We start from the raw sequence: 20290 nt of genomic DNA on the forward strand, positions 1-20290 counted from the left end.
CTCTCATTGCTGCAATGGACAAGTTTTGACCGCTGGCACATTCATTTTCTCAGCTTTCAACAGTGCTTGATAGTTGATCGTTTTCGCTTCGGCTGGCGGCGCAATTGCCTCAACACCATTTGGCAGCGAGGCGGTTTGACCTGCATAGCCACTACCCTTGCCTGGGCTACCGCCTGAATTCAAGTTGACAGCGGCCCCGACAATACTGACACCCGATGCATCCACTTTAACAAAGCTTCCACCCGCTTTAACTGTCAGTTCAGAGCCGGCTTCTATCACTACTTTTTGGCCCGCTTTAACGTGTACTTCGCGTCCAGCTTCACTGACCCAAGTGTTGCCCATTTTGGTGTGAACACTGCCATCGACTATCAGCGTCTGGTCTTTCGTAACTTTGCTACGACTCTCGCCACTAACAGTAAGGTGCTGATCATTTTTAATGTGTTCGAAACGGTCGTTATCTACACTCAAGTGTTTGTCGTGTTTAACCTGAGTGGTGTGATCGTTAAGCACATCCGAGACATAATCTTTCTGTGCATGTAGATAGATTTTTTCTGCTTCCGCCTGATCTTCAAAACTCAGTTCGTTAAACCCTTGTCCCTGATGAGTCTCACTGCGCCATACGGTCTTCGTTTTGCTCTCAGGCAATGGGTAGGGAGATGTATTGGTGGCGTGGTAAGTGCGACCAGTAATAATGGGTTGGTCTGGGTCACCGTTGAGGAACTCAACAATCACTTCATGGCCAATACGAGGGATCGCGAGCATGCCATATTCACTCCCCGCCCAACCTTGAGAAACACGAACCCAACAAGAGCTCAACTCATTTGCAGAAGAATACCTATCCCAATAGAAATGAACTTTTACCCGTCCATGTTCATCACAGTAGATTCCTTCACCTTCTGGCCCAACAACAATAGCGATCATAGGTCCATCGACTAAAGGTTTGGGTTGCGGTGTCGCTTGCCAAGTCTGAGTATCAGGAATCACTTTAAATTGATTGCTGTATGTTGTTTCCCCTTCACCACCATCCTCTTCCAGCGCCTGTGGTTGTTCACCTCGGCAGATGACAGTCACGACTAACCAGTCACGGTTCATCTCGGGTAAAAGGTGGTCTTGCAACGAAAACCGGTAACCGGGACGAAGCAACGTATGGTTACTCTGCCCGGTTGCAGTGCAGGCATTACGACGTAAATAACCTAGTCGCACTCGACTTATCGCTTTACCACTCTCATCGTCTTTGTATCGCCCAGGCGCGTCAAAATGCTGGTAGCCTTCTCGCTGATACGCCATATCGGCTCCCTGCTGGGTTTGCGAAAAACTGTAGTCGGGTTTCTTAAAACTGTAGTCTTTCAGTGATACTTCAGAGTTTTCTGAGCGAGTATGCCTCTCTAAGTTAGCGATGAATGGTGTATCCATCGCCCCACCAGACGTATCGTTATACAGGATTGGTTCTTCTAACTTGGGTAACACTTCTGAACTGTCACTGAAGATCAGAGTATGTTGACCTTCAAGGTGTTCAAAACTGTAAACTAACCCTTCTTCTGCCGCCAAACGCTGCAAAAATCCCAAATCGGTTTCTCGATATTGAACGCAAAACTCGCGACTAGGTAAGTCACGAGTAAGCGAAAACGCATAGTGTTGCACTCCCATTTCCAATAACAGGATGGAAATGATCTCACTGACGCTTTGACGCTGAAAAATACGGCTGTTGTGACGAAGAGAGAGGCGCTCTAACGCCGGGACTAATGTTAACGAGTAAAACGTATGGTTGTGCCCAATATCGCCTTGAGTGAACTGTCTGATTATTCCGTTTACGCGCTGCGATAGCTCACCGTTTCGGTAGATCTTCAATTCGGCGGACATATCAACCATTTGCTCTGGCGACAAATCCGTACGACGACTTGCTAGGTTAATGTCATAACGAAAACCAACGATAGCCTGAGCCAGGAAGTTGTCATCGGACAGTGTTTCCCGACCTTCAAAGCTTCTCACCACTAAGCTATCGTCGTCTAAACCTTCAACTTTCAGTGTATAGTGCAATGTCGTCATTTAATTTCCCTTACGGCTAACGTCAAACGCCTTAACCAAAGCAGACTAGTGTTACTCTGCTTTGGTTAAGGCAAAGCCACTTGAACTTTGTAACAAAGCTCAAGTGGCTGATATACGATACGAGCTTACGCTTCAATCGGCTTGCGCCAATCGTCTGCACCCGATGTGCCAGCATTGACGTGATCCCAAGTGATCTTACGGTAAGACATCGCCACCGTTAGGTTTTGCGTGAAGTCTGACTTTGATGGGTCTTGGCAGTGTGGCATTTCACATTGAATGTCGATGATCGATGCGTTTTCTAGCGTGGTAGTAAAGAAGTTTTCTTGTTTACCTTCAATCGATGTGCGGTACCATTTAAGTTTTACTTCGCTCATCTTCTCGCCTGACGCCAATGCGTTGTAAAGCAGTGGCACAGCTTTATTTAGGCACACGGTGAACTTGAACGCTTTGTGGACGCGTTGGCCAGAAGGTTGGCCAGATTGTGGATCCGTTGGTACGGTTACGCTGTGGTCAAACTGTTGAACCAGCATTTCGTCTTCGTGACCTTCAACGTATGAATCACCGATTGAATCTGCAGTACACGCACCTGCCGTGATAAGACCCTGAGTTTCACCGTTGATAGAGATATAACATGGAGTTGGCATAGCTATTCCTTTTGAATTAAGTTCAGTAAATGCGAACTAGCTAAATCAAAAGTCATGCCAGGAAAAATAATCTTAAAAATCAATTAATTAAATATTTTCCATTTTTACCATGAGCAACCAATTGCTCAAAACGAGCAAGAACCCGCCCGAGCGAGCAAGAAATCGCCCGAAGCAAGATCTCATTTTTCTGGGGAAGCATCAGTAAGGCAGCGGACTTATCGCGCCCGCTGGATTAATAGATCGAAAGTGGGTGATGGTTAATCCTTGTTTATCAATCCCGAATATCGAATTCCCGATAGGTGCGCCATTTCTCTGTTCCACGTCGCAAGATCATTATGATTAAACTGACTTAATGCATCGTGACCGCAGGCTCTCGCCATCACTTGCATTAACTCGGTGGACGCTTCAAAAAAGTTCTTCAACTGGTTGGCGGATTTCTCCACATTTAATCGTTGTCGTAAGTCTTCTTTCTGAGTCGCGATACCTGCCGGACAATTATTGGTGTTACACATTCTCGCGGCCACACAACCAATCGACTGCATCGCGCTGTTTGCAATCGCGACCCCGTCTGCACCAAGCGCCATAGCTTTGATAAAGTCTGTAGGAACGCGTAGTCCACCTGTGATGATTAACGTGACTCTTCCGCTGGCGCCTATTTTATCTAAGTAAGCTCTGGCTCTAGCAAGCGCTGGAATAGTCGGTACACTGATATGGTCTCTGAACATTTCAGGCGCCGCGCCCGTGCCACCACCACGACCATCGAGAATGATGTAATCGGCGCTGGCATCAACCGCGAACTGAATGTCTTGTTCGATATGATTAGCACTTAATTTGAATCCGATGGGAATACCGCCCGTAACTTCACGCACACGATCGGCAAACTGCTTGAAATCTTCCACCGTATGCAGGTCTTTGAATGTCGGTGGCGAGATAGCCGGAGTGCCAGCTTCAATCCCACGAACTTGGGCTATCTTACCTATATTTTTGGCTCCCGGTAGATGCCCGCCTGTTCCCGTTTTCGCCCCCTGACCGCCTTTAAAATGGAATGCCTGAACCTGCTTAAGCTTCGCTTCGTCGTAACCAAATTTTGCGCTCGCCAGCTCATAAAAATACCGAGAGTTCGCTGCCTGCTCTTCCGGTAACATTCCGCCTTCACCAGAACATATTCCCGTCCCCGCCAGTTCTGCCCCTTTCGCTAACGCCACTTTTGCTTCTTCCGACAACGAGCCAAAACTCATGTCTGAAACAAACAATGGAATGCTGAGTTTCAGCGGCCTTTTCGCTTTTGGACCTATGATGAGTTCTGTATTGACCACGACATCTTCTTGTAACGGCTGCGTTGCCATCTGCGCCACCATGATTTGGATATCATCCCAATGTGGTAGCAAATGCCTAGGTACGCCCATCGCAGTCATCGGACCGTGATGGCCTAATTTTGACAGCCCTTCTCGAGCGAGTTGGTGAATAAACTCTACGGTCGGCTCTTCTTTCGTCGCCGAGGCTTTCGGTGAATTATCAGATGATTGAATTTGTACGCCGGGACCTTCCTGGCCGACTTGGTCATCTGAGAACTGTTTGTGTGTACCGTCACAATACGGTGGATTTTTCGTATGTTTACAGCGACACAGATACGCCTCTCCACTCTCATTGGCAACAAAACGTTTCGGTTTAAAATCAGTCCCAGCATGTGAACCATCGCAGTATGGTTGGTTCCCAGAGCGTCCACACATACAAAAATAGTATTCCTGCCCTTGTGTTTGCTCCACCTTAATCGGTTTGTTCGCTGCTATCACAGGTTTGCTCATAGTCCACGCTTCCTTTTTATTGTTACTTTTAATATTGAAAGGGTTACTAATCAGTAAAGGTGAAAGCATGAGTCATCGCAAACCCACTACTAAGACTGTCTCATTTCAGATAGTGATTGCTGTAAATTGAGCGACGGCTATCACATCTGTTTGGCCATTTTATGTATTCTGCTTATCACACTAATAATTTTTATAAATATCTTCGAATGAATTGTAGGTTGCCAATATGATTTCTGTCGCGCTGGTCGACGACCACATCGTCGTGCGGTCGGGTTTTGTTCAACTGCTCTCTGTTGAGCCTGATATTCACATCCATAGCGAATTCAGTAATGCCAAAGAGGCTTACCGCGTGTTGTCAGTATCCAATATTGATGTTGCCGTGATCGACATCTCGATGCCAGACGAAAGCGGCTTAGTGCTGTTAGAAAAACTGCGGCAGTGCCAGCCTAACTTCAAAGCGATCATCTTGAGCATTTATGACTCGGCTTCATTTGTCAGTAAAGCCATTGAGGCGGGCGCATGCGGTTATTTGTCCAAACGATGCGGACCAGGTGAGTTGGTCACCGCGATTAGAACTGTCGCAGAAGGCAACCGCTACTTGTGTGCCGACGCTTTAGTGAACTTGAGCAACGCATCGGTCGAAACACACGTGCTGCAAGAGCTCACTAAGCGAGAGCGTGAAGTCTTCGACTACTTAATTCGAGGCAAAGACGCCAAAGAAATCGGCGCTGAACTTTGTATCAGCCACAAAACGATTCACGTCCATCGATCGAACATTCTCAGCAAACTCAATGTCGCGAACAACGTCGACCTGATTCGCTTCGCGTTGCACCATAAGCTACTCAACGACGAACCAGTATGAGAGAAATAACGGAACAATCGATGCCACGTCAGATCCTTTCCCAAGGATTTACTTACGCATTTTCATTGGTTCTTTTTGTTATCAGTTGGTTCGCGCTTTGGAACATAAGCCGTTATTTCTCATCAGATTTAATCTTAGCGGCGCTGTTTCTGCCTTCCGGATTAAAACTGGCGGCTTATGCGCTGAGCTCACGGCCGCTGTGGTTGACGTTTACGCTTGGCGAAATGGGGCTGATCATTCTGCTGACGCCACTACTCGGAGAGTCAAACCTCTCCTATTTGTTGTTGCTATTTTCCATTTTCGGTCACGGCTTAGCCATTGTATTCCAACCGATTTGGAGTCAGTTGAACGTCTATTGGAAGCGACTGTTGGGCTTGTGTGCGCTCGCACTTTGCTATTCTCTTGCGTGTGGGTTGGCGCTTCTGCTATTGGCAAAACCACTCGGACTTGGGTTTAACTATGTTCTAGAAGGCACGGTGTCCGTATTCACCGGCGGCATCCTCCTCGTTCCGTTTTTTTATCTACTTTATGACTATCTTCATCGCCAGATTTGGCAGCCACTGAGTCCTGAACTGATTCACCAAGAAGTCACGCTGCGCAGCTCAGCACTAATATGGTGCTTAGTATTTTTTAGTATCGGCCTGATTGCTGAACTCACCTTACTCGATGAAATCAAACCGTTAGCACTTTTGCTGTTCTTACTTCCCAATGTCTTTATGGCGTATCGATACGGCTGGCAAGGTGGCGTGATGGCAAGTGTGATGAACAGTATTCTGCTCGCGACTGCGCGGCAAGTGACTGGTTCCTTCGATACTGCTCTAGAGTTGCAGAGCTTTGTAGCGACTCAAGCGATCATCGGATTGGGTCTGGGTATCGCTATCAGCCGCCAATACTTACTTTCTCAGCAATTGCAGCAAGCAAACCAAGACCTAGAAAAACAGCTGACGTTCAAGAAAAAGCTCGCTCGACAGTTGGTGCATATTGAAGAAGAGATACGTAAGTCCGTCGCGCGCGAGTTGCACGATGAGATCGGCCAGAACATTACCGCCATCCAGATTCAATCCATGCTGGCAAAAAGATTGGCGACCACCAGCGACGCTGAAAAGATCGCGGATACCACCAACGAATTGGCGATGCGCATCCACTCTTCAACCCGCCAACTGCTCAAACAGCTGCGCCCGCAAGCTCTGGATGAAATGGGCTTAGAAGCCGCTATCAGACAGCTGGTTTCTGAAATGCGTTTTAGCGAGCGTCACATACATTTTCAACTCAACTTTGGTATCTCGGCAGAGAAACTTGATGAAGTGACCGCAGTTACCCTATACCGAATCGTACAAGAGCTGCTCAACAACGTTTGCAAACACGCCAACGCAACCGAAGTTCAGTTGACTCTCATTCCCGGCAATCAGTTCAGTTTGGAGCTGCGTGACAATGGCGTAGGCATGCCAACAAACTGGCGTCATAAAGGTCAAGGCATTAAAGGGATCGAAGAGCGGGTTAGCGCGCTTGGCGGACAACTCCACATCCAAAGTGACGAATTTGGTTGTCGCACAACTGTTAACTTGCCCACAAAACCCAACACATCTGATTAAAACTAGGAATTTTTCCTAGTCATTTATAAATCCGTCTTATTCATTTCAACCCCATAACCAATACCATTTAATTCAGAGCTTAAGGAGAAGTGATGAGGTTAGCAGCTGCACCAGATTCCAGTCAGGTTGACGAAAGCTACCGCTACTGGCGTCTTCATCTGATGGCAGCCATGTACGTCGGCTACGGTGTTTTCTACTTCACCAGAAAAAGTCTCAATTTTTCAATGCCAGAAATGTTGTCGAGCCTTGAATTGAGTACCGCGGATTTTGGTGTATTAGGAACGCTTTTTTACATCACATACGGCGCGTCGAAGTTTCTCTCAGGCATGGTAAGTGACCAAGCTAAGCCCAGTTACTTTATGGGATTAGGTCTCATCGCCACTGGCGTGGTCAACATTCTGTTTGGCATGAGCTCATCGTTAACCGCATTTGCAGTCTTATGGACCTTGAACGCGTTTTTTCAGGGTTGGGGATGGCCGCCCTGTGCCAAGTTATTGACCAGTTGGTATTCGCGCTCAGAGCGTGGGTTTTGGTGGTCGGTTTGGAACACTTGCCACAACTTAAGCGGCGCATTAATTCCAGTCTCGATTGGACTAATCGCGGTGTCATGGGGCTGGCGTTATGGGTTCATCCTGCCGGGTGTACTGGCAATAGTCGTCGGAACAGTGCTGTGTTTCCGCTTGCAGGATAAGCCACAAACGCTTGGTTTACCTACTGTCGGCGAATGGCGCAATGACCCGCTAGAGAAACAACACGAGGCTGAAGGTAAGGGGCTACCGTTTGGCCACATAGTGCGAACATACGTGCTAGGAAATAAATACATCTGGCTGCTTTGCAGCTCGTACTTGCTGGTTTATGTAGTGCGAATCGCGCTTAACGATTGGGGAAATCTGTACCTTATCGAACGCCACGGTTATGAGCTTATCACCGCAAATACGGCGGTCTCGATGTTTGAAGTGGGCGGGTTTCTTGGCTCACTGTTTGGAGGGTGGGGTTCGGATAAGTTTTTCCGAGGCAACCGCGCCCCAATGAACCTGATTTTTGCACTGGGCATTTTTATTTCAGTCGCCGCGTTGTGGCTGACGCCACTTGATAATGTCGTTGTGCTTTCTGGGTGTTTCTTTGCGGTCGGATTTTTTGTTTTTGGTCCACAAATGATGATTGGTATGGCAGCCGCGGAGTGCTCACACAAAGATGCCGCAGGCACCGCAACGGGATTTGTCGGTTTGTTTGCCTACCTCGGCGCCGCCTTAGCGGGCTACCCATTAGCAGTATTGATTGAACAGTTTAGCTGGGAAGGTTTTTTCGGAGTAATTACGCTGTGCTCAGCGTCGATTGGCTTACTGATTCTACCTTTCATCAAAGCACAACAACGAGCAGGGATCGCTGTCACTTAATTATTAAGACTCCTCTCGTTGAGTAACTACTCCAACCCTACACGTTGGAAACAACAAGAGGAAACAACAATGAAAGTTAGAACAAAACGCTCGCTGCTTGCTGCATGCATTCTCGGTTCAGCACTTGCGGCTCCACAGGCGATGGCAGAAGGCAGACTAGTTGTCTACTGTAGTGCGACTAACGCGATGTGTGAGGCGGCAACCAAAGCGTTCTCTGAGAAGTACGACGTTAAGACTTCTTTTGTGCGTAACGGCTCAGGCAGTACACTGGCTAAAATCGAAGCGGAAAAGAAAAACCCTCGTGCTGACGTGTGGTATGGCGGCACATTGGACCCTCAATCTCAGGCTGGCGAAATGAACTTATTGCAAGCCTACACCTCTCCTGAACTCGACAACATCATGCCTGACTTCCGCGATCCGGCGAAACGCAAAGGCAACTATTCTTCTGCCGTTTACATGGGTATTTTAGGTTTTGGCGTGAACACAGAACGCCTAGCTGAAAAAGGCGTTGCCATTCCTCGTTGTTGGAGTGACCTAACCAAACCTGAATACGCGGGCGAAATTCAGATCGCTGACCCTCAAAGCTCAGGCACGGCATACACCGCATTGGCGACCTTTATCCAGCTATGGGATGAAGACAAAGCATTTGATTACTTTAAAGCGCTCGACAAGAACGTTTCGCAGTACACCAAATCTGGTGTGACACCTTCTCGCAACTCGGCGCGTGGCGAAATCGCGATCGGTATCGGTTTCTTACACGATTATTCGCTAGAGCAGTCAAAAGGGGCGCCGTTAGAGCTTATCTCGCCATGTGAAGGGACGGGTTACGAGATCGGTGGTGTGAGCGTGATCGAAGGCGCTCGTAACATCGACAACGCAAAGAAATTCGTCGACTTTGTTCTGTCAAAAGAAGGTCAAGAGACCGCATGGAAAGAAGGTCAATCATTCCAGATCCTGACCAACACCAAAGCAGAGCAATCGCCTAACGCGCTGAATCCAGAAGACCTCACACTGATCAACTACGACATGGACAAGTACGGTTCATCAGACGAGCGTAAACGCCTAATCAACAAGTGGGTAAACGTCGTCAAAATGGGTCAATAGTCCAACTGGGGCTGCTTCGTCAGCCCCATCTTGTCCACTGTTGGCTTGCCAACACCGCGCAATATTTAGGTGTCTAACATGAACAAACTTGCCGCACATACTCTTCCCAGTACTGCTCATCGCGACCCAATTTTTTACTGGGTGCTAAGCTTGGTCGCAGCCTTTGTCCTTTTGCCTTCCTTTGCTCTTGACTGGGGCTTGTTTGAGTCCACCCCAGAAGAGTTTCGCGAAGCGATGGGTTGGAGCAGCATGAACATCTCATGGCTGTGGTTTGCTTTACCTGCCGCGTTATTGATTCGCCCTACCCAAGCACTAGATAAGTACGCCAAAAACCGCCACTACTTTGATATCGGTTATTCGGCTTTCTGCATGCTGTTTATCGTTATCTCTTCTTGGTACACACAGCAAGGGATGGGTTACGCGACCATCGCGCTTTTCATCGTCTTAGGTGCGGTAATGACATTGGCGTTCTCACGCCTCGAATACTTAGGTGGCGATAGCTTCGTTGTTGGCTCGCTCATCGCGATAGTTTTACTCATCACCACATTTATCCTTTATCCGAGCATCGCGATCTTTATCCCGATGTTTAAAGACGAAATGGGCAATTTCGTCGCGTGGCAATTTTTAGAAATCCTTGGCCGCGCGCAAATTATCCAGATCATCACCAACTCAGTGTTACTCGGTACTTCGGTGGGTATCGGCGCCACTTTCTTTGGTTTAATGTTTGCTATTTACACAACACGAATTGCCAAACGTAGCGCTTTTATCGCCCGTATCTTCTCTATTCTTCCGATTGTTACCCCGCCATTTGTCGTCGGTCTGGGTGTCACACTGATGCTTGGTCGCTCGGGCTACATCACCGAGTTGATGGTCGATTGGTTTGGTCTCACGCAAACCAACTGGCTATACGGCTTTACCGGAATTTGGATGGCACAAGTACTGGCGTTTGCTCCGATGTCTTTCATGATTCTGGATGGCGCATTAAAGTCACTCCATCCGTCTTTGGAAGAAGCGTCTTACACTCTACGCGCCAACCGCTATCAGACGTTTTTTAAAATCGTTATGCCGCTACTCAAACCCGCGCTAGCGAATAGCTTCCTGATCATCTTCGTTCAGTCACTGGCAGACTTTAGTAACCCGCTGGTATTGGGCGGTAACTTTGACGTATTGGCAACTCAGATTTACTTTTACATCGCGGGAGCGCAATTAGACTATGCATCTGCCAGTACCTTAGGCGCGGTGTTATTGATCTTCTCGCTGGCGATTTTTGTCGTGCAGTATCTGTGGATTGGCAAACGCTCTTACGTCACCATTTCGGGTAAGTCATACCGTGGCGACGTGCAACCACTGCCGAGTTCACTCAAACACGGCGTGTCTGCCCTGCTTTACTTCTGGATCGGCTTTAATATCCTGCTATACGGCAGCATCATTTACGGTAGTTTCACCGTCAACTGGGGCGTGGACTACAGCTTAACACTCGCTAACTACATCAACCTATTTGGTATGGGGATGAGCGAAGGCGCTTGGCCATCTCTACTCACTACCATGACTTACGCGGGTATCGCCGCACCGTTAACCGCGCTGTTTGGCTTGCTTATCGCGTACATCGTTGTTCGCCAACAGTTCTACGGTAAAAAAGTGATTGAGTTTGCAACCATGCTTTGTTTTGCCGTTCCTGGCACGGTAGCCGGTGTTTCGTACATTTTGGCGTTCAACGATGCGCCTGTTTACTTAACAGGGACCGCCGCGATAGTCGTAATTTCCATGGTGATGCGAAACGTACCAGTGGGCATTCGCTCGGGGGTTGCGGGGTTAGGTCAGTTGGATAAATCCTTGGATGAAGCGTCACTAAGCTTGCGCGCTAACTCACTCAAAACCATCACCCATATATTGCTGCCGCTGCTGCGCCCTGCGATCTTATCGACCTTGGTGTACAGCTTCGTGCGTGCCATGACGACCGTCAGCGCAATCATCTTCCTTGTCACACCAGAAACACGCGTTGCAACATCTTACATTTTGAATCGTGTGGAAGACGGCGAATACGGTATCGCCATCGCTTACGGCTCAATCCTGATTGTGGTGATGCTCGCGATCATTTTGATATTTGATTTCCTTGTCGGTGAAGCGCGCATTTCGCGTTCCAAAGCCAAAAATGAAGAGTAATTGGAGAAATATTCATGGCAACTGAAAACTTTGTAGTACTCAAAAACATCTGTAAGCGCTTTGGAGATAAAACCGTTATTGGAAACCTCGACCTTGAGATCAAAAAAGGCAGTTTGGTAACCTTATTAGGCCCTTCTGGGTGCGGTAAAACCACCGTGCTGCGTTTGGTGGCAGGGCTAGAAAAGCCCACCAGCGGGCATATATTTATCGACGGCGAAGACGTCACCAATACCTCAATTCAGAACCGCGATATTTGTATGGTGTTTCAGTCGTACGCACTCTTCCCGCACATGTCGTTACACGAGAATGTAGGCTACGGGCTCAAGATGCTTGGCTTAGACAAAGCCGAAATCAAACAACGTGTTGACGACGCACTGAAACTGGTTGACTTAGAAGGCTTTGGCGAACGTTTCGTCGACCAGATTTCTGGTGGCCAGCAGCAACGTGTCGCGTTGGCTCGCGCCTTGGTGCTAAAACCCAAAGTGCTGTTGTTTGATGAGCCGTTGAGTAACCTAGATGCGAACCTGCGCCGAAATATGCGTGAAACCATCCGCGACCTGCAGCAGCGCTTTAATATCACCTCTCTCTACGTGACTCATGACCAATCAGAGGCCTTTGCTGTTTCCGATACTGTGGTAGTCATGAAAGACGGTGATCTGATGCAGCAAGGTAGCCCAACTGAGCTATACAAACACCCAGCGTCAATGTTTATGGCCAACTTTATGGGTGAAGCTAACATGTTTGAAGGCCATTTCGACGGAAATACCATCGACATCCACGGCTACCAGATCCCTGCGGCACAAGAGAATGTTGAAGGAATCACCGCAGGTCATTATCAAATTGGGGTTCGCCCAGAAGCGATTTTGCTGGCGAAAGAAGGGCAAGCTTGCCAGCGGTGCCAAGTAAAAAGTACCGCTTACATGGGTTCAATGTACGAAGTTGTCGTTGAATGGCAACAGCACGAGCTATTGCTACAGCTTAACTCTGCGCAGTTCGACCCTAGCTACACGGACCATGCTTACCTTACTATCAATGCTAATGGCGTGTTCTTACTGCCGAACCAAGCAGATCAATAAACGCAGAAAAGAAAAAGCGCCAGTGACACCATTCGCTGGCGCTTTTGCAGATTTATAGAGGCTTAGTTTCTATTGTGACTTAACTAGATTCGATCACGTGCGTCACATATCTTCCAGCTAGTCTTTTTCAACAAAGGGATAAAATAATTGTCAGTAGTAAGTTGACTCAATATAGTTAGCACGCTAACATTTATTTTATGAAACTTGATGATAGCTTAGGATTCCTGCTTAACAAAGCAGCAGGAGAAATGAAATACGCACTTGAGACGGCTCTTCGTCCCTACGATCTGACCCCGGCACAGTGGTCAGTATTAGCCCGACTGTCTCATAAAAACGGTCAAACAATAAGTGATATTGGTTCTTCTTTATACTTTGACCGCCCTACAATGTCTGGAATTGTACGGAGGCTAGTAGAGAAAAAACTAGTAATTAAACAACAAGATGCACAAGACCAGCGTATATCAAGACTATTGATAACCGATTTAGGTAAGCAAGTGTTTGCTGAACTTCCACCGATCGCTCAAGCAATTAACGAACGTGCGTTACTTTCTTTCAGCAAAAAAGAAGCTGACCAATTAAAGGAGTACTTACGAGTGGTACTAAGAAACATGTCGAAGTAAATTTACTCAATTAGTTAGCACGCTAACTATAAGCACATGGAGTGGCAATCATGAAATCTATTTTGAAAGTTATACACTTATTGAGTTTTGCTGTTTTTTTAGGCAGCATTTCAACCTACATTTTTTTCGGAGAGATTATTGCAAAAGATAACCTTGTAGCCATGGGGCTCAACAGAGATTGGGTGTCTACTGGCACCGCATACTTGACGATTAGTTCAATGTGGATGACAGGGATAACAGGCATCCTCATGAGCGGCATCCCTAAGAAACGTTGGATGTGGGCTAAAGTTATTGGTTTTATCCTAATTGCACTTAATACTTACATTTTTATTTACCCTGCGATTATCTTGTCTCGCACTACTCTAAACAATAATTTCGAAATTTTTCAATCCGCTATGCTACAAGAGGCAATTTTTGGGGCTTTAAATCTACTGTTGATCATCATTCTCGTTTCTATTGCAGCAATCAAACCTAAATTGAGTAAATAAAAGCTAAGCCACTCAATAAACAAGTAAATGAATGATACTTGAGTGGCTTACATTTGCCCTCAAACCAGCTCAAAACGAAACTCTGTTAATTCATCTAGCCGTTTTACTTCCATAGTGTGATCCAATTCAAATTGGACCAAATTGTTGCCATCCATAATTGCTGTGGCGTAGTGAGCACATTACCTAACGTCCCAAAGCTCACCAGCAAACTGCTACCTGTGCTCAACGCATTAATCAACGGAGTACCACCAAGTGAACTGCAAAAAACCTGTGGACTGCCTAACAAAGCGTTTGCGCAAAATATGGCACTGATGTGTGAGCTACTCAATCAGGCGAGTCGTATGTGGGAGCCGCACCTATCCATCGTCGGAGTTCAGACGCAAACCAGTGTAAAGATGCGGCTATTTTAAGACCGGTGTACGCGGCGCACGCTCATTTCCAAAACCTTAACGCACTGTTGAGTCATTCTCAGCCACACTACATTTTACTTGAGCACGAGAGCTTTCTAAGGGGTGCTGCGATTACGGCGTTTGACCACGCGGTGCGTAAAGGTGAGCTTGACCTGTATTACCATCACTTGGCGCGCATTTCCGACAAAACTGAGTTTGATGCCTCCACCAGAGTGATGAGTTGGTGGAACGAGAAATGGCACCGAATCCAGATCAGCAACGAGTCAGGTCATTGGCAAATCGGTGTTTGTGGGCTGACCGCCAACAAAAGAAATTTAACCAGTTTGTATCCGAGCCATCCCAACTGGAACGGTGAGTTCTGGCGTGGATTCAATGATTGGATGGGTGAGAAGTATCCACAAAGGATCAGTATTCAACGCTTTAAACAATGGCAGGCGATTTACCGCTTTCTTTTTAACGTAGTCTTTGACGATAGAACCGACGTCAGCCAAGACGGCCTAAATCCAAGCAGTATTGAACAACTGCTCAATGACCTGATTACTCAACGTTACTTTCAGCGCTGAAGATAAAAAAAGCGAGCTTGTTAGCTCGCTTTGTCGTTAGGGTATTATGCAAAATTTACAGCGTGACTTTTTTCACCATACCCGCTTCAGCATGACCTGGAATGTTGCACGCAAACTCAACCTTGTTGTCACCGTGGAAGTGCCAAAGCAGCTGTTTTGCTTTACCTGGCTGCACCGTTACCGTGCTACCCGTGTCGTGTGCGTGGTTACCCATGGTTTTCATCATCTCACGGTGTTTTAGCTGTTCAGCCGCAGAGCCAATCGAGAACTCGTGGTCGATTTTGCCTGTGTTCATCACAACAAATTGCACCACGTCGTTTGGCTGAATCTTCACGTCTTTCTTAAACGTGATTTTCATGTCATCACTCAACATCACGTGTACCACGACATCTGGCTTCGCACCTTTTGCTGGCATACCAACTTCAGACATACCGTCCATATTCATCATGCCTGAGTGGTCCATTTTGCCGTCTTGCATCTGCATCGCGCTATGATCCATCTTCATTGCGCCATGGTCCATGTTCGAATGGTCCATCGCTTCTGCCAATGCACCTGTACTTAACATCGTCATTGCTAGAGTAATCAGTGTCTTTTTCATTGTGTTTCCTTTTGGTTTCATCCTAATCAGCACGCAACGGTTGTCATGATTAGCATTACGCGCTTTATTGAACGGAAATAATCGAATTCGCTACTTAACTTCGCGTTGTTTCCAGAGTTTAAAAATCGCCGGTAATACCAGCAGTGTGAGCAATAGTGCAGACGCCATACCGCCAATCATCGGAGCCGCAATACGCTGCATAACTTGTGAGCCTGTTCCCGAGCCATACATGATGGGTACTAGGCCAATGATGACTGTCAGTACTGTCATCATCACCGGGCGAACCCTTAAACCCGCGCCTTCTCGGATCGCTTTGGTGAGGTCTTCAACATCCAGTTGCTTGTTTTGCTCTTGAGCATCGAGCTTCATGTGATGCCAAGCTTGGTTGAGGTAGACCAGCATGATGACGCCTATCTCAACCGCAACCCCGGCGAGGGCGATAAAACCGACCCCAACCGCAATGGAGAAGTTGAAACCGAGGTAATGCATCAGCCATAAACCACCGACCATCGCCAATGGCAGGGTCGACATGATGATCAACACTTCGCCGATGCGGCGGAAGCTGAAGTAAAGCAGCAACATGATGATGACGATCGTAATAGGCACGACCACGCTCAAACGCTCTTTAGCACGTTGCATATACTCGTACTGACCTGACCACGTGAGTGCGTAACCCGCAGGCATCACAAGCTGCTCCGCAACCACTTGCTGCGCCTCAGCAACATATGACCCCAAGTCACGACCGTCGATGTCGACAAACACCCAACCGTTTGGACGCGCGTTCTCAGTCTTGATCATCGGAGGGCCATCTTCATAGCGAATATCGGCAACATCCGCGAGCGCAATACGCGCACCGTTTGGTGTGACTAGAGGCAGGTTCTGTAGCTTCACTACAGAGTCACGGTAGCTTTGCGGGTAACGAACGTTGATCGGATAACGCTCCAAACCTTCGATGGTTTCACCCACATTCATGCCACCAACAGCCGTCGAGATAACTTGCTGAACATCTTTAATGTTCAAGCCGTATCGAGCCGCAGCGCGACGTTTAATATCGATGGTGACGTAACGACCGCCAGCTACACGTTCGGCGTAAACCGACGCTGTACCTTGCAGTTGATTCAAGATTGGCTCTAATTGCGCACCAATTTTTTCGATCTCTTTCAGCTCAGGGCCAGAGATCTTGATACCAATTGGGGTTTTAATCCCCGTCGCCAGCATATCGATACGCGTTTTGATCGGCATTACCCAAGCGTTGGTCAAACCCGGGAACTGAACCAAATCATCAAACTCTTTACGCAGCGATTCGGTGGTGACCCCTTCACGCCATTCCGAGTGTGGTTTCAACTGAATCACCGTTTCGATCATCGTCAGCGGTGCTGGGTCAGTTGCCGTTTCAGCGCGACCAATCTTGCCCCATACGGTTTTCACTTCCGGTACGGTTTTGATCAACTTGTTGGTTTGTTGCAAGATCTCACGCGCTTTACCGATTGAAATGCCAGGGTAAGTGGTTGGCATATACATCAAATCGCCTTCATCCAGCGGCGGGATAAACTCGCTGCCCAATTGGCTGGTCGGGTAATACGCCGACGCCATTAAACCGAACGCCAGAACGATCATGGTTTTTGGATACTTCAAGCTGATATTGAGCAGCGGTTTGTAGAGCGCGACCAAGCTCTTGTTGATTGGGTTTTTATGCTCAGGCAGCACTTTACCGCGGATAAAGTAGCCCATCAGTACAGGAACCAACGTGATAGCTAGACCCGCTGAAGCTGCCATCGCGTAGGTTTTAGTAAACGCCAATGGCGAGAACATTTTGCCTTCTTGGCCTTCCAGGGCAAACACAGGGACAAAGCTCAACGTGATAATAAGCAGTGAGAAGAACAGCGGTGCGCCCACTTCTTCCGCCGCTTTACCAATCACTTGCCAACGATTTTTGTCGGTCAGAGGCGTCCGCTCTATATGCTTGTGGACGTTTTCTATCATCACGATCGCCCCATCCACCATGGCACCAATCGCGATGGCGATACCACCGAGTGACATGATGTTGGCATTGATGCCTTGTGAGTGCATAACGATAAATGCCGCAAGAATACCGACTGGTAAGCTCAGAGCGATCACCAGTGACGAGCGAATGTGGAACAAGAACAGCGCACACACGATCGCGACGACAATGAACTCTTCGGCGAGCTTCTTCCATAAGTTTTCGACCGCAGCGTCGATCAACGTCGAACGGTCATAGGTGGCGACGATTTCCACGCCATCCGGCAAGCTACGCTGTAGGTCTGCAAGTTTATCTTTCACGTGTGAAATCACCTGACTGGCGTTTTCACCAAAGCGCATCACGATAACACCGCCAACCGCTTCACCTTCACCGTTGAACTCAGAGATACCTCGACGCATCTGCGGGCCAAGGTTGATATCGGCAATATCACCCAATAACAGCGGCGTGCCTTTTTCGGTCACTTTGAGTGGCAGCGACTGGATATCTTCAATGCTCGACAGATAACCCGTAGTACGGACCATGTGTTCCGCTTCCGCGACTTCAACAACCGATGCCCCTGTTTCTTGGTTACCGTTTTGAATCGCCATGTTCACTTGCTGCAACGTCAGGTTGTACGCACGCAGCTTGGCCGGGTCGATTTGCACTTGGTATTGCTTCACCATGCCGCCAACGGTCGCGACTTCTGATACACCGTCTACGGTTTGCAGCTCGTATTTGAGGAACCAGTCTTGCAAACTGCGCAGCTCTGCCAGATCGTGTTTGCCGGTTTTGTCTTGCAACACGTAGCTGTACACCCAGCCCACACCCGTCGCATCTGGACCTAGTGTTGGTTTTGCGTTGGGCGGTAGCTTAGGCGCAACTTGGCTTAAGTACTCTAGCACCCGCGAACGAGCCCAGTACATGTCGGTATCGTCGTTAAAGATGATGTATACGTACGAATCACCGAAAAACGAGTAACCACGTACGGTTTCTGCGCCCGGTACCGCCAGCATCGCAGTAGTAAGCGGGTATGTCACCTGATCTTCAACCACTTGCGGCGCTTGACCCGGATAGCTGGTTTTGATGATCACCTGCACATCAGACAAGTCTGGAATGGCGTCAACTGGCGTGTTTTTTACACTGTAAAGGCCGCCTAAAACCAACGCCAACGTTGCGAGGAGAACGATGAATCGATTGCCAATCGACCAACGAATAATTGCACCGATCATAATTAGCCCTCTATCGCTTCAAGTTTTTTAAGTTGGTAGTCAGAGCCCTGTTTCTCGACTAGAAACCGAACCTTCTGTCCCTCCTCAAAACCGGATAGATCCACATCTGCGCCTACAGAGAAGTTCATTTCGCCCGCTTCCCAGCTCCACTCTGCAACTGGCAGGTGATTTAACGTCAGCATGCCAAAGTCCGCCATCAACATAGAGATATCGCCAGTCAGCCAAACTTCAGAAGCCAATACGCTATCATCCGCTTTGAAATCGACGATCTCATACTGACCTTGGGCATTTTTCTGCATTTCGAACTCTATCGCCTGTCCTCGTTTTAGGTCGGCGATATCCACACCTTCAGCAAAGGTGAAGTTCATTGTCATTCCCGGCCAATCCCACTCCGGTACGGGTTGGTGATTGATCGTCACCATTCGATGATCTTGCATCAAGTCAGTGATCTCGCCTTTTGTCCAAGCGGTTTCTGCTGCTTCTGAAACACCATTAATACGGGACAAATCGGCGGTTTGGCTCGATTCAGAATCCAGCATGAAGTGCGCAGAAGTCACGACTTGGTCATTCTCGTTGAGCCCTTGAAGGACTTCGATACGCTCACCTGCTTCACGTCCAACATCGATGCGAGCTGAGCGATACTTGCCCTCGCCTTCTGCCAACACAACGCGTGTCATACCACCAGAACGAATCACGGCGGAACGTGGAATGGTTAACACGGCTTCTTCGCTGACAGGTTGCAACGCGATGTTGGCAAACATGTTCGGCTTTAACTCGCCGTTAGGGTTAGGGAATTTAAGACGCACGCGTAATGTGCGGGTTTTCGGGTCAAGGATCGGGTAGACATAATCCACCACACCTTGCCACTCGTTGCCCGGTATTGCATCCAGCGTCATGGTCGCTTTGCTGCCAGACGAAATCCAATGGGTCTGACGCTCAAATACTTCCGCGTCGACCCAAACATTGTCGAGCGGACCAGCACTGATAACCGCTTGCGCTGGCGACAGATAGCCCCCTTCACGAATGTTTAAGCTGGCGATGACACCGTCTGCTGGCGCTTTAACTTCTATCGTTTGCGAGGCTTTACCACGACGTTTGATCGCGTTGATTTGCGCTCTGTCGACACCCAATGTTACCAGTCTCTCTGTCGCGCCTTTAACTAAACCACTACGACCAGTGCGGTAAGCGTTGATCAGTTCTTCCTGCGCTTTGACTAGCTCAGGTGAGTAGAGACTGAAAAGCACATCCCCTTGGTTGACCTTCTCGCCCACCGCGTTGATGTAGAGTTTTTCCACCCAGCCCGCAACGCGAACGTTGGTCTGCCATAAGTAGCTCTCATCAAAGGCAATGTAGCCAACGGTTTCGATTCGTGGAGACAACTGCTCAGCGGTAACTCGTTCCACCTTCACGCCGAGGTTGTTTTCAACCGATGGGTCAATGGTCACCGTGCCCGGCTGGTCGTTTTCACCGCTTAAGTCTTCGGCATACACCGGAATCAAATCCATCCCCATCGGAGATTTACCCGGTTTGTCGCGCTTGTAGTTTGGGTCCATCGGCGCAACCCAATACAAGGGCTCATTGCTACTGGCTTGCGCTGTACTTCCCATCGCGTCCATACCTTGCGCTGTGCCAGGCAGTAAATAATTCGCACTAAACCCTAAAACACCGCCAACCAACAAAGCGACGGATGCAACTTGTAATGTTCTCATTTT

16 protein-coding genes are annotated in these 20290 nt (G+C 48.2%); 10 read left to right on the top strand and 6 right to left on the bottom strand.

The window, feature by feature from the left end; all coding sequences use genetic code 11:
• Positions 1–3 precede the first annotated feature (3 nt).
• The 3 genes from AKJ31_RS10960 to AKJ31_RS10970 form a co-directional block, all read right to left on the bottom strand.
• On the bottom strand, positions 4–2046 hold the full coding sequence (locus AKJ31_RS10960) for a type VI secretion system Vgr family protein (RefSeq protein ID WP_053409140.1): 2043 nt from the start codon (positions 2044–2046) through the stop codon (positions 4–6).
• A 125-nt stretch (positions 2047–2171) separates the two neighbouring features.
• Positions 2172–2690: an Hcp family type VI secretion system effector gene (locus tag AKJ31_RS10965; RefSeq protein WP_053409141.1), complete on the bottom strand. Its 519-nt coding sequence runs from the start codon at positions 2688–2690 to the stop codon at positions 2172–2174.
• Between the two features lie 257 nt (positions 2691–2947).
• Positions 2948–4564, bottom strand: coding sequence for a glutamate synthase-related protein (locus AKJ31_RS10970; protein WP_083439973.1), 1617 nt, complete (start codon positions 4562–4564; stop codon positions 2948–2950).
• A gap of 157 nt (positions 4565–4721) precedes the next feature.
• Here AKJ31_RS10970 and AKJ31_RS10975 point away from each other — a divergent pair, with 157 nt between their 5' ends.
• The 10 genes from AKJ31_RS10975 to AKJ31_RS11020 all read left to right on the top strand — a co-directional run bounded on the left by AKJ31_RS10975 (position 4722) and on the right by AKJ31_RS11020 (position 14770).
• Positions 4722–5357 carry a response regulator gene (locus AKJ31_RS10975; protein ID WP_053409143.1) on the top strand — a complete coding sequence of 212 codons (636 nt, stop codon included), beginning with the start codon at positions 4722–4724 and terminating at the stop codon, positions 5355–5357.
• A gap of 20 nt (positions 5358–5377) precedes the next feature.
• The gene (locus tag AKJ31_RS10980) at positions 5378–6949 is read left to right on the top strand and encodes an MASE1 domain-containing sensor histidine kinase (protein ID WP_083439974.1); all 1572 of its coding nucleotides are present in this window, start codon (positions 5378–5380) and stop codon (positions 6947–6949) included.
• A 92-nt stretch (positions 6950–7041) separates the two neighbouring features.
• Positions 7042–8346: an MFS transporter family glucose-6-phosphate receptor UhpC gene (uhpC, locus tag AKJ31_RS10985; RefSeq protein WP_053409145.1), complete on the top strand. Its 1305-nt coding sequence runs from the start codon at positions 7042–7044 to the stop codon at positions 8344–8346.
• Positions 8347–8415: 69 nt separating this feature from the next.
• Positions 8416–9450: an ABC transporter substrate-binding protein gene (locus AKJ31_RS10990; protein WP_053409146.1), complete on the top strand. Its 1035-nt coding sequence runs from the start codon at positions 8416–8418 to the stop codon at positions 9448–9450.
• A 78-nt stretch (positions 9451–9528) separates the two neighbouring features.
• Positions 9529–11613 carry an ABC transporter permease gene (locus AKJ31_RS10995; RefSeq protein ID WP_053409147.1) on the top strand — a complete coding sequence of 695 codons (2085 nt, stop codon included), beginning with the start codon at positions 9529–9531 and terminating at the stop codon, positions 11611–11613.
• 14 nt (positions 11614–11627) lie between these two features.
• Positions 11628–12689: a ferric ABC transporter ATP-binding protein gene (gene fbpC / locus AKJ31_RS11000; RefSeq protein ID WP_053409148.1), complete on the top strand. Its 1062-nt coding sequence runs from the start codon at positions 11628–11630 to the stop codon at positions 12687–12689.
• A 197-nt stretch (positions 12690–12886) separates the two neighbouring features.
• The gene (locus AKJ31_RS11005; RefSeq protein ID WP_053409149.1) at positions 12887–13309 is read left to right on the top strand and encodes a MarR family winged helix-turn-helix transcriptional regulator; all 423 of its coding nucleotides are present in this window, start codon (positions 12887–12889) and stop codon (positions 13307–13309) included.
• A 50-nt stretch (positions 13310–13359) separates the two neighbouring features.
• Positions 13360–13797 carry a hypothetical protein gene (locus AKJ31_RS11010; protein ID WP_053409150.1) on the top strand — a complete coding sequence of 146 codons (438 nt, stop codon included), beginning with the start codon at positions 13360–13362 and terminating at the stop codon, positions 13795–13797.
• Between the two features lie 170 nt (positions 13798–13967).
• Positions 13968–14207, top strand: coding sequence for a hypothetical protein (locus tag AKJ31_RS11015; RefSeq protein WP_053409151.1), 240 nt, complete (start codon positions 13968–13970; stop codon positions 14205–14207).
• Entirely contained in the window at positions 14141–14770 is a 630-nt protein-coding gene (locus AKJ31_RS11020; RefSeq protein WP_157052346.1) for a hypothetical protein, read from the top strand. The genes AKJ31_RS11015 and AKJ31_RS11020 overlap by 67 nt, the downstream gene beginning before the upstream one ends.
• Before the next feature lie 55 nt (positions 14771–14825).
• Here AKJ31_RS11020 and copI read toward each other — a convergent pair whose 3' ends face one another.
• The 3 genes from copI to AKJ31_RS11035 form a co-directional block, all read right to left on the bottom strand.
• Entirely contained in the window at positions 14826–15368 is a 543-nt protein-coding gene (gene copI, locus AKJ31_RS11025) for a copper-resistant cuproprotein CopI (RefSeq protein ID WP_053409153.1), read from the bottom strand.
• Between the two features lie 90 nt (positions 15369–15458).
• Entirely contained in the window at positions 15459–18578 is a 3120-nt protein-coding gene (locus AKJ31_RS11030; protein WP_053409154.1) for an efflux RND transporter permease subunit, read from the bottom strand.
• A gap of 2 nt (positions 18579–18580) precedes the next feature.
• The gene (locus AKJ31_RS11035; protein WP_053409155.1) at positions 18581–20287 is read right to left on the bottom strand and encodes an efflux RND transporter periplasmic adaptor subunit; all 1707 of its coding nucleotides are present in this window, start codon (positions 20285–20287) and stop codon (positions 18581–18583) included.
• Between the last annotated feature and the right edge of the window lie 3 nt (positions 20288–20290).

It is taken from the genome of Vibrio hepatarius, assembly GCF_001274785.1.
Taxonomy (GTDB): Bacteria; Pseudomonadota; Gammaproteobacteria; order Enterobacterales; family Vibrionaceae; genus Vibrio; species Vibrio hepatarius.

What these genes read in the sequence shown, in the direction of transcription:
- AKJ31_RS10960 (WP_053409140.1), bottom strand. Translation starts at nt 2,046, where the DNA reads ATGACGACATTGCACTATACACTGAAAGTTGAAGGTTTAGACGACGAT.
- AKJ31_RS10965 (WP_053409141.1), bottom strand. Translation starts at nt 2,690, where the DNA reads ATGCCAACTCCATGTTATATCTCTATCAACGGTGAAACTCAGGGTCTT.
- AKJ31_RS10970 (WP_083439973.1), bottom strand. Translation starts at nt 4,564, where the DNA reads ATGCTTTCACCTTTACTGATTAGTAACCCTTTCAATATTAAAAGTAAC.
- AKJ31_RS10975 (WP_053409143.1), top strand. Translation starts at nt 4,722, where the DNA reads ATGATTTCTGTCGCGCTGGTCGACGACCACATCGTCGTGCGGTCGGGT.
- AKJ31_RS10980 (WP_083439974.1), top strand. Translation starts at nt 5,378, where the DNA reads ATGCCACGTCAGATCCTTTCCCAAGGATTTACTTACGCATTTTCATTG.
- uhpC (WP_053409145.1), top strand. Translation starts at nt 7,042, where the DNA reads ATGAGGTTAGCAGCTGCACCAGATTCCAGTCAGGTTGACGAAAGCTAC.
- AKJ31_RS10990 (WP_053409146.1), top strand. Translation starts at nt 8,416, where the DNA reads ATGAAAGTTAGAACAAAACGCTCGCTGCTTGCTGCATGCATTCTCGGT.
- AKJ31_RS10995 (WP_053409147.1), top strand. Translation starts at nt 9,529, where the DNA reads ATGAACAAACTTGCCGCACATACTCTTCCCAGTACTGCTCATCGCGAC.
- fbpC (WP_053409148.1), top strand. Translation starts at nt 11,628, where the DNA reads ATGGCAACTGAAAACTTTGTAGTACTCAAAAACATCTGTAAGCGCTTT.
- AKJ31_RS11005 (WP_053409149.1), top strand. Translation starts at nt 12,887, where the DNA reads ATGAAACTTGATGATAGCTTAGGATTCCTGCTTAACAAAGCAGCAGGA.
- AKJ31_RS11010 (WP_053409150.1), top strand. Translation starts at nt 13,360, where the DNA reads ATGAAATCTATTTTGAAAGTTATACACTTATTGAGTTTTGCTGTTTTT.
- copI (WP_053409153.1), bottom strand. Translation starts at nt 15,368, where the DNA reads ATGAAAAAGACACTGATTACTCTAGCAATGACGATGTTAAGTACAGGT.
- AKJ31_RS11030 (WP_053409154.1), bottom strand. Translation starts at nt 18,578, where the DNA reads ATGATCGGTGCAATTATTCGTTGGTCGATTGGCAATCGATTCATCGTT.
- AKJ31_RS11035 (WP_053409155.1), bottom strand. Translation starts at nt 20,287, where the DNA reads ATGAGAACATTACAAGTTGCATCCGTCGCTTTGTTGGTTGGCGGTGTT.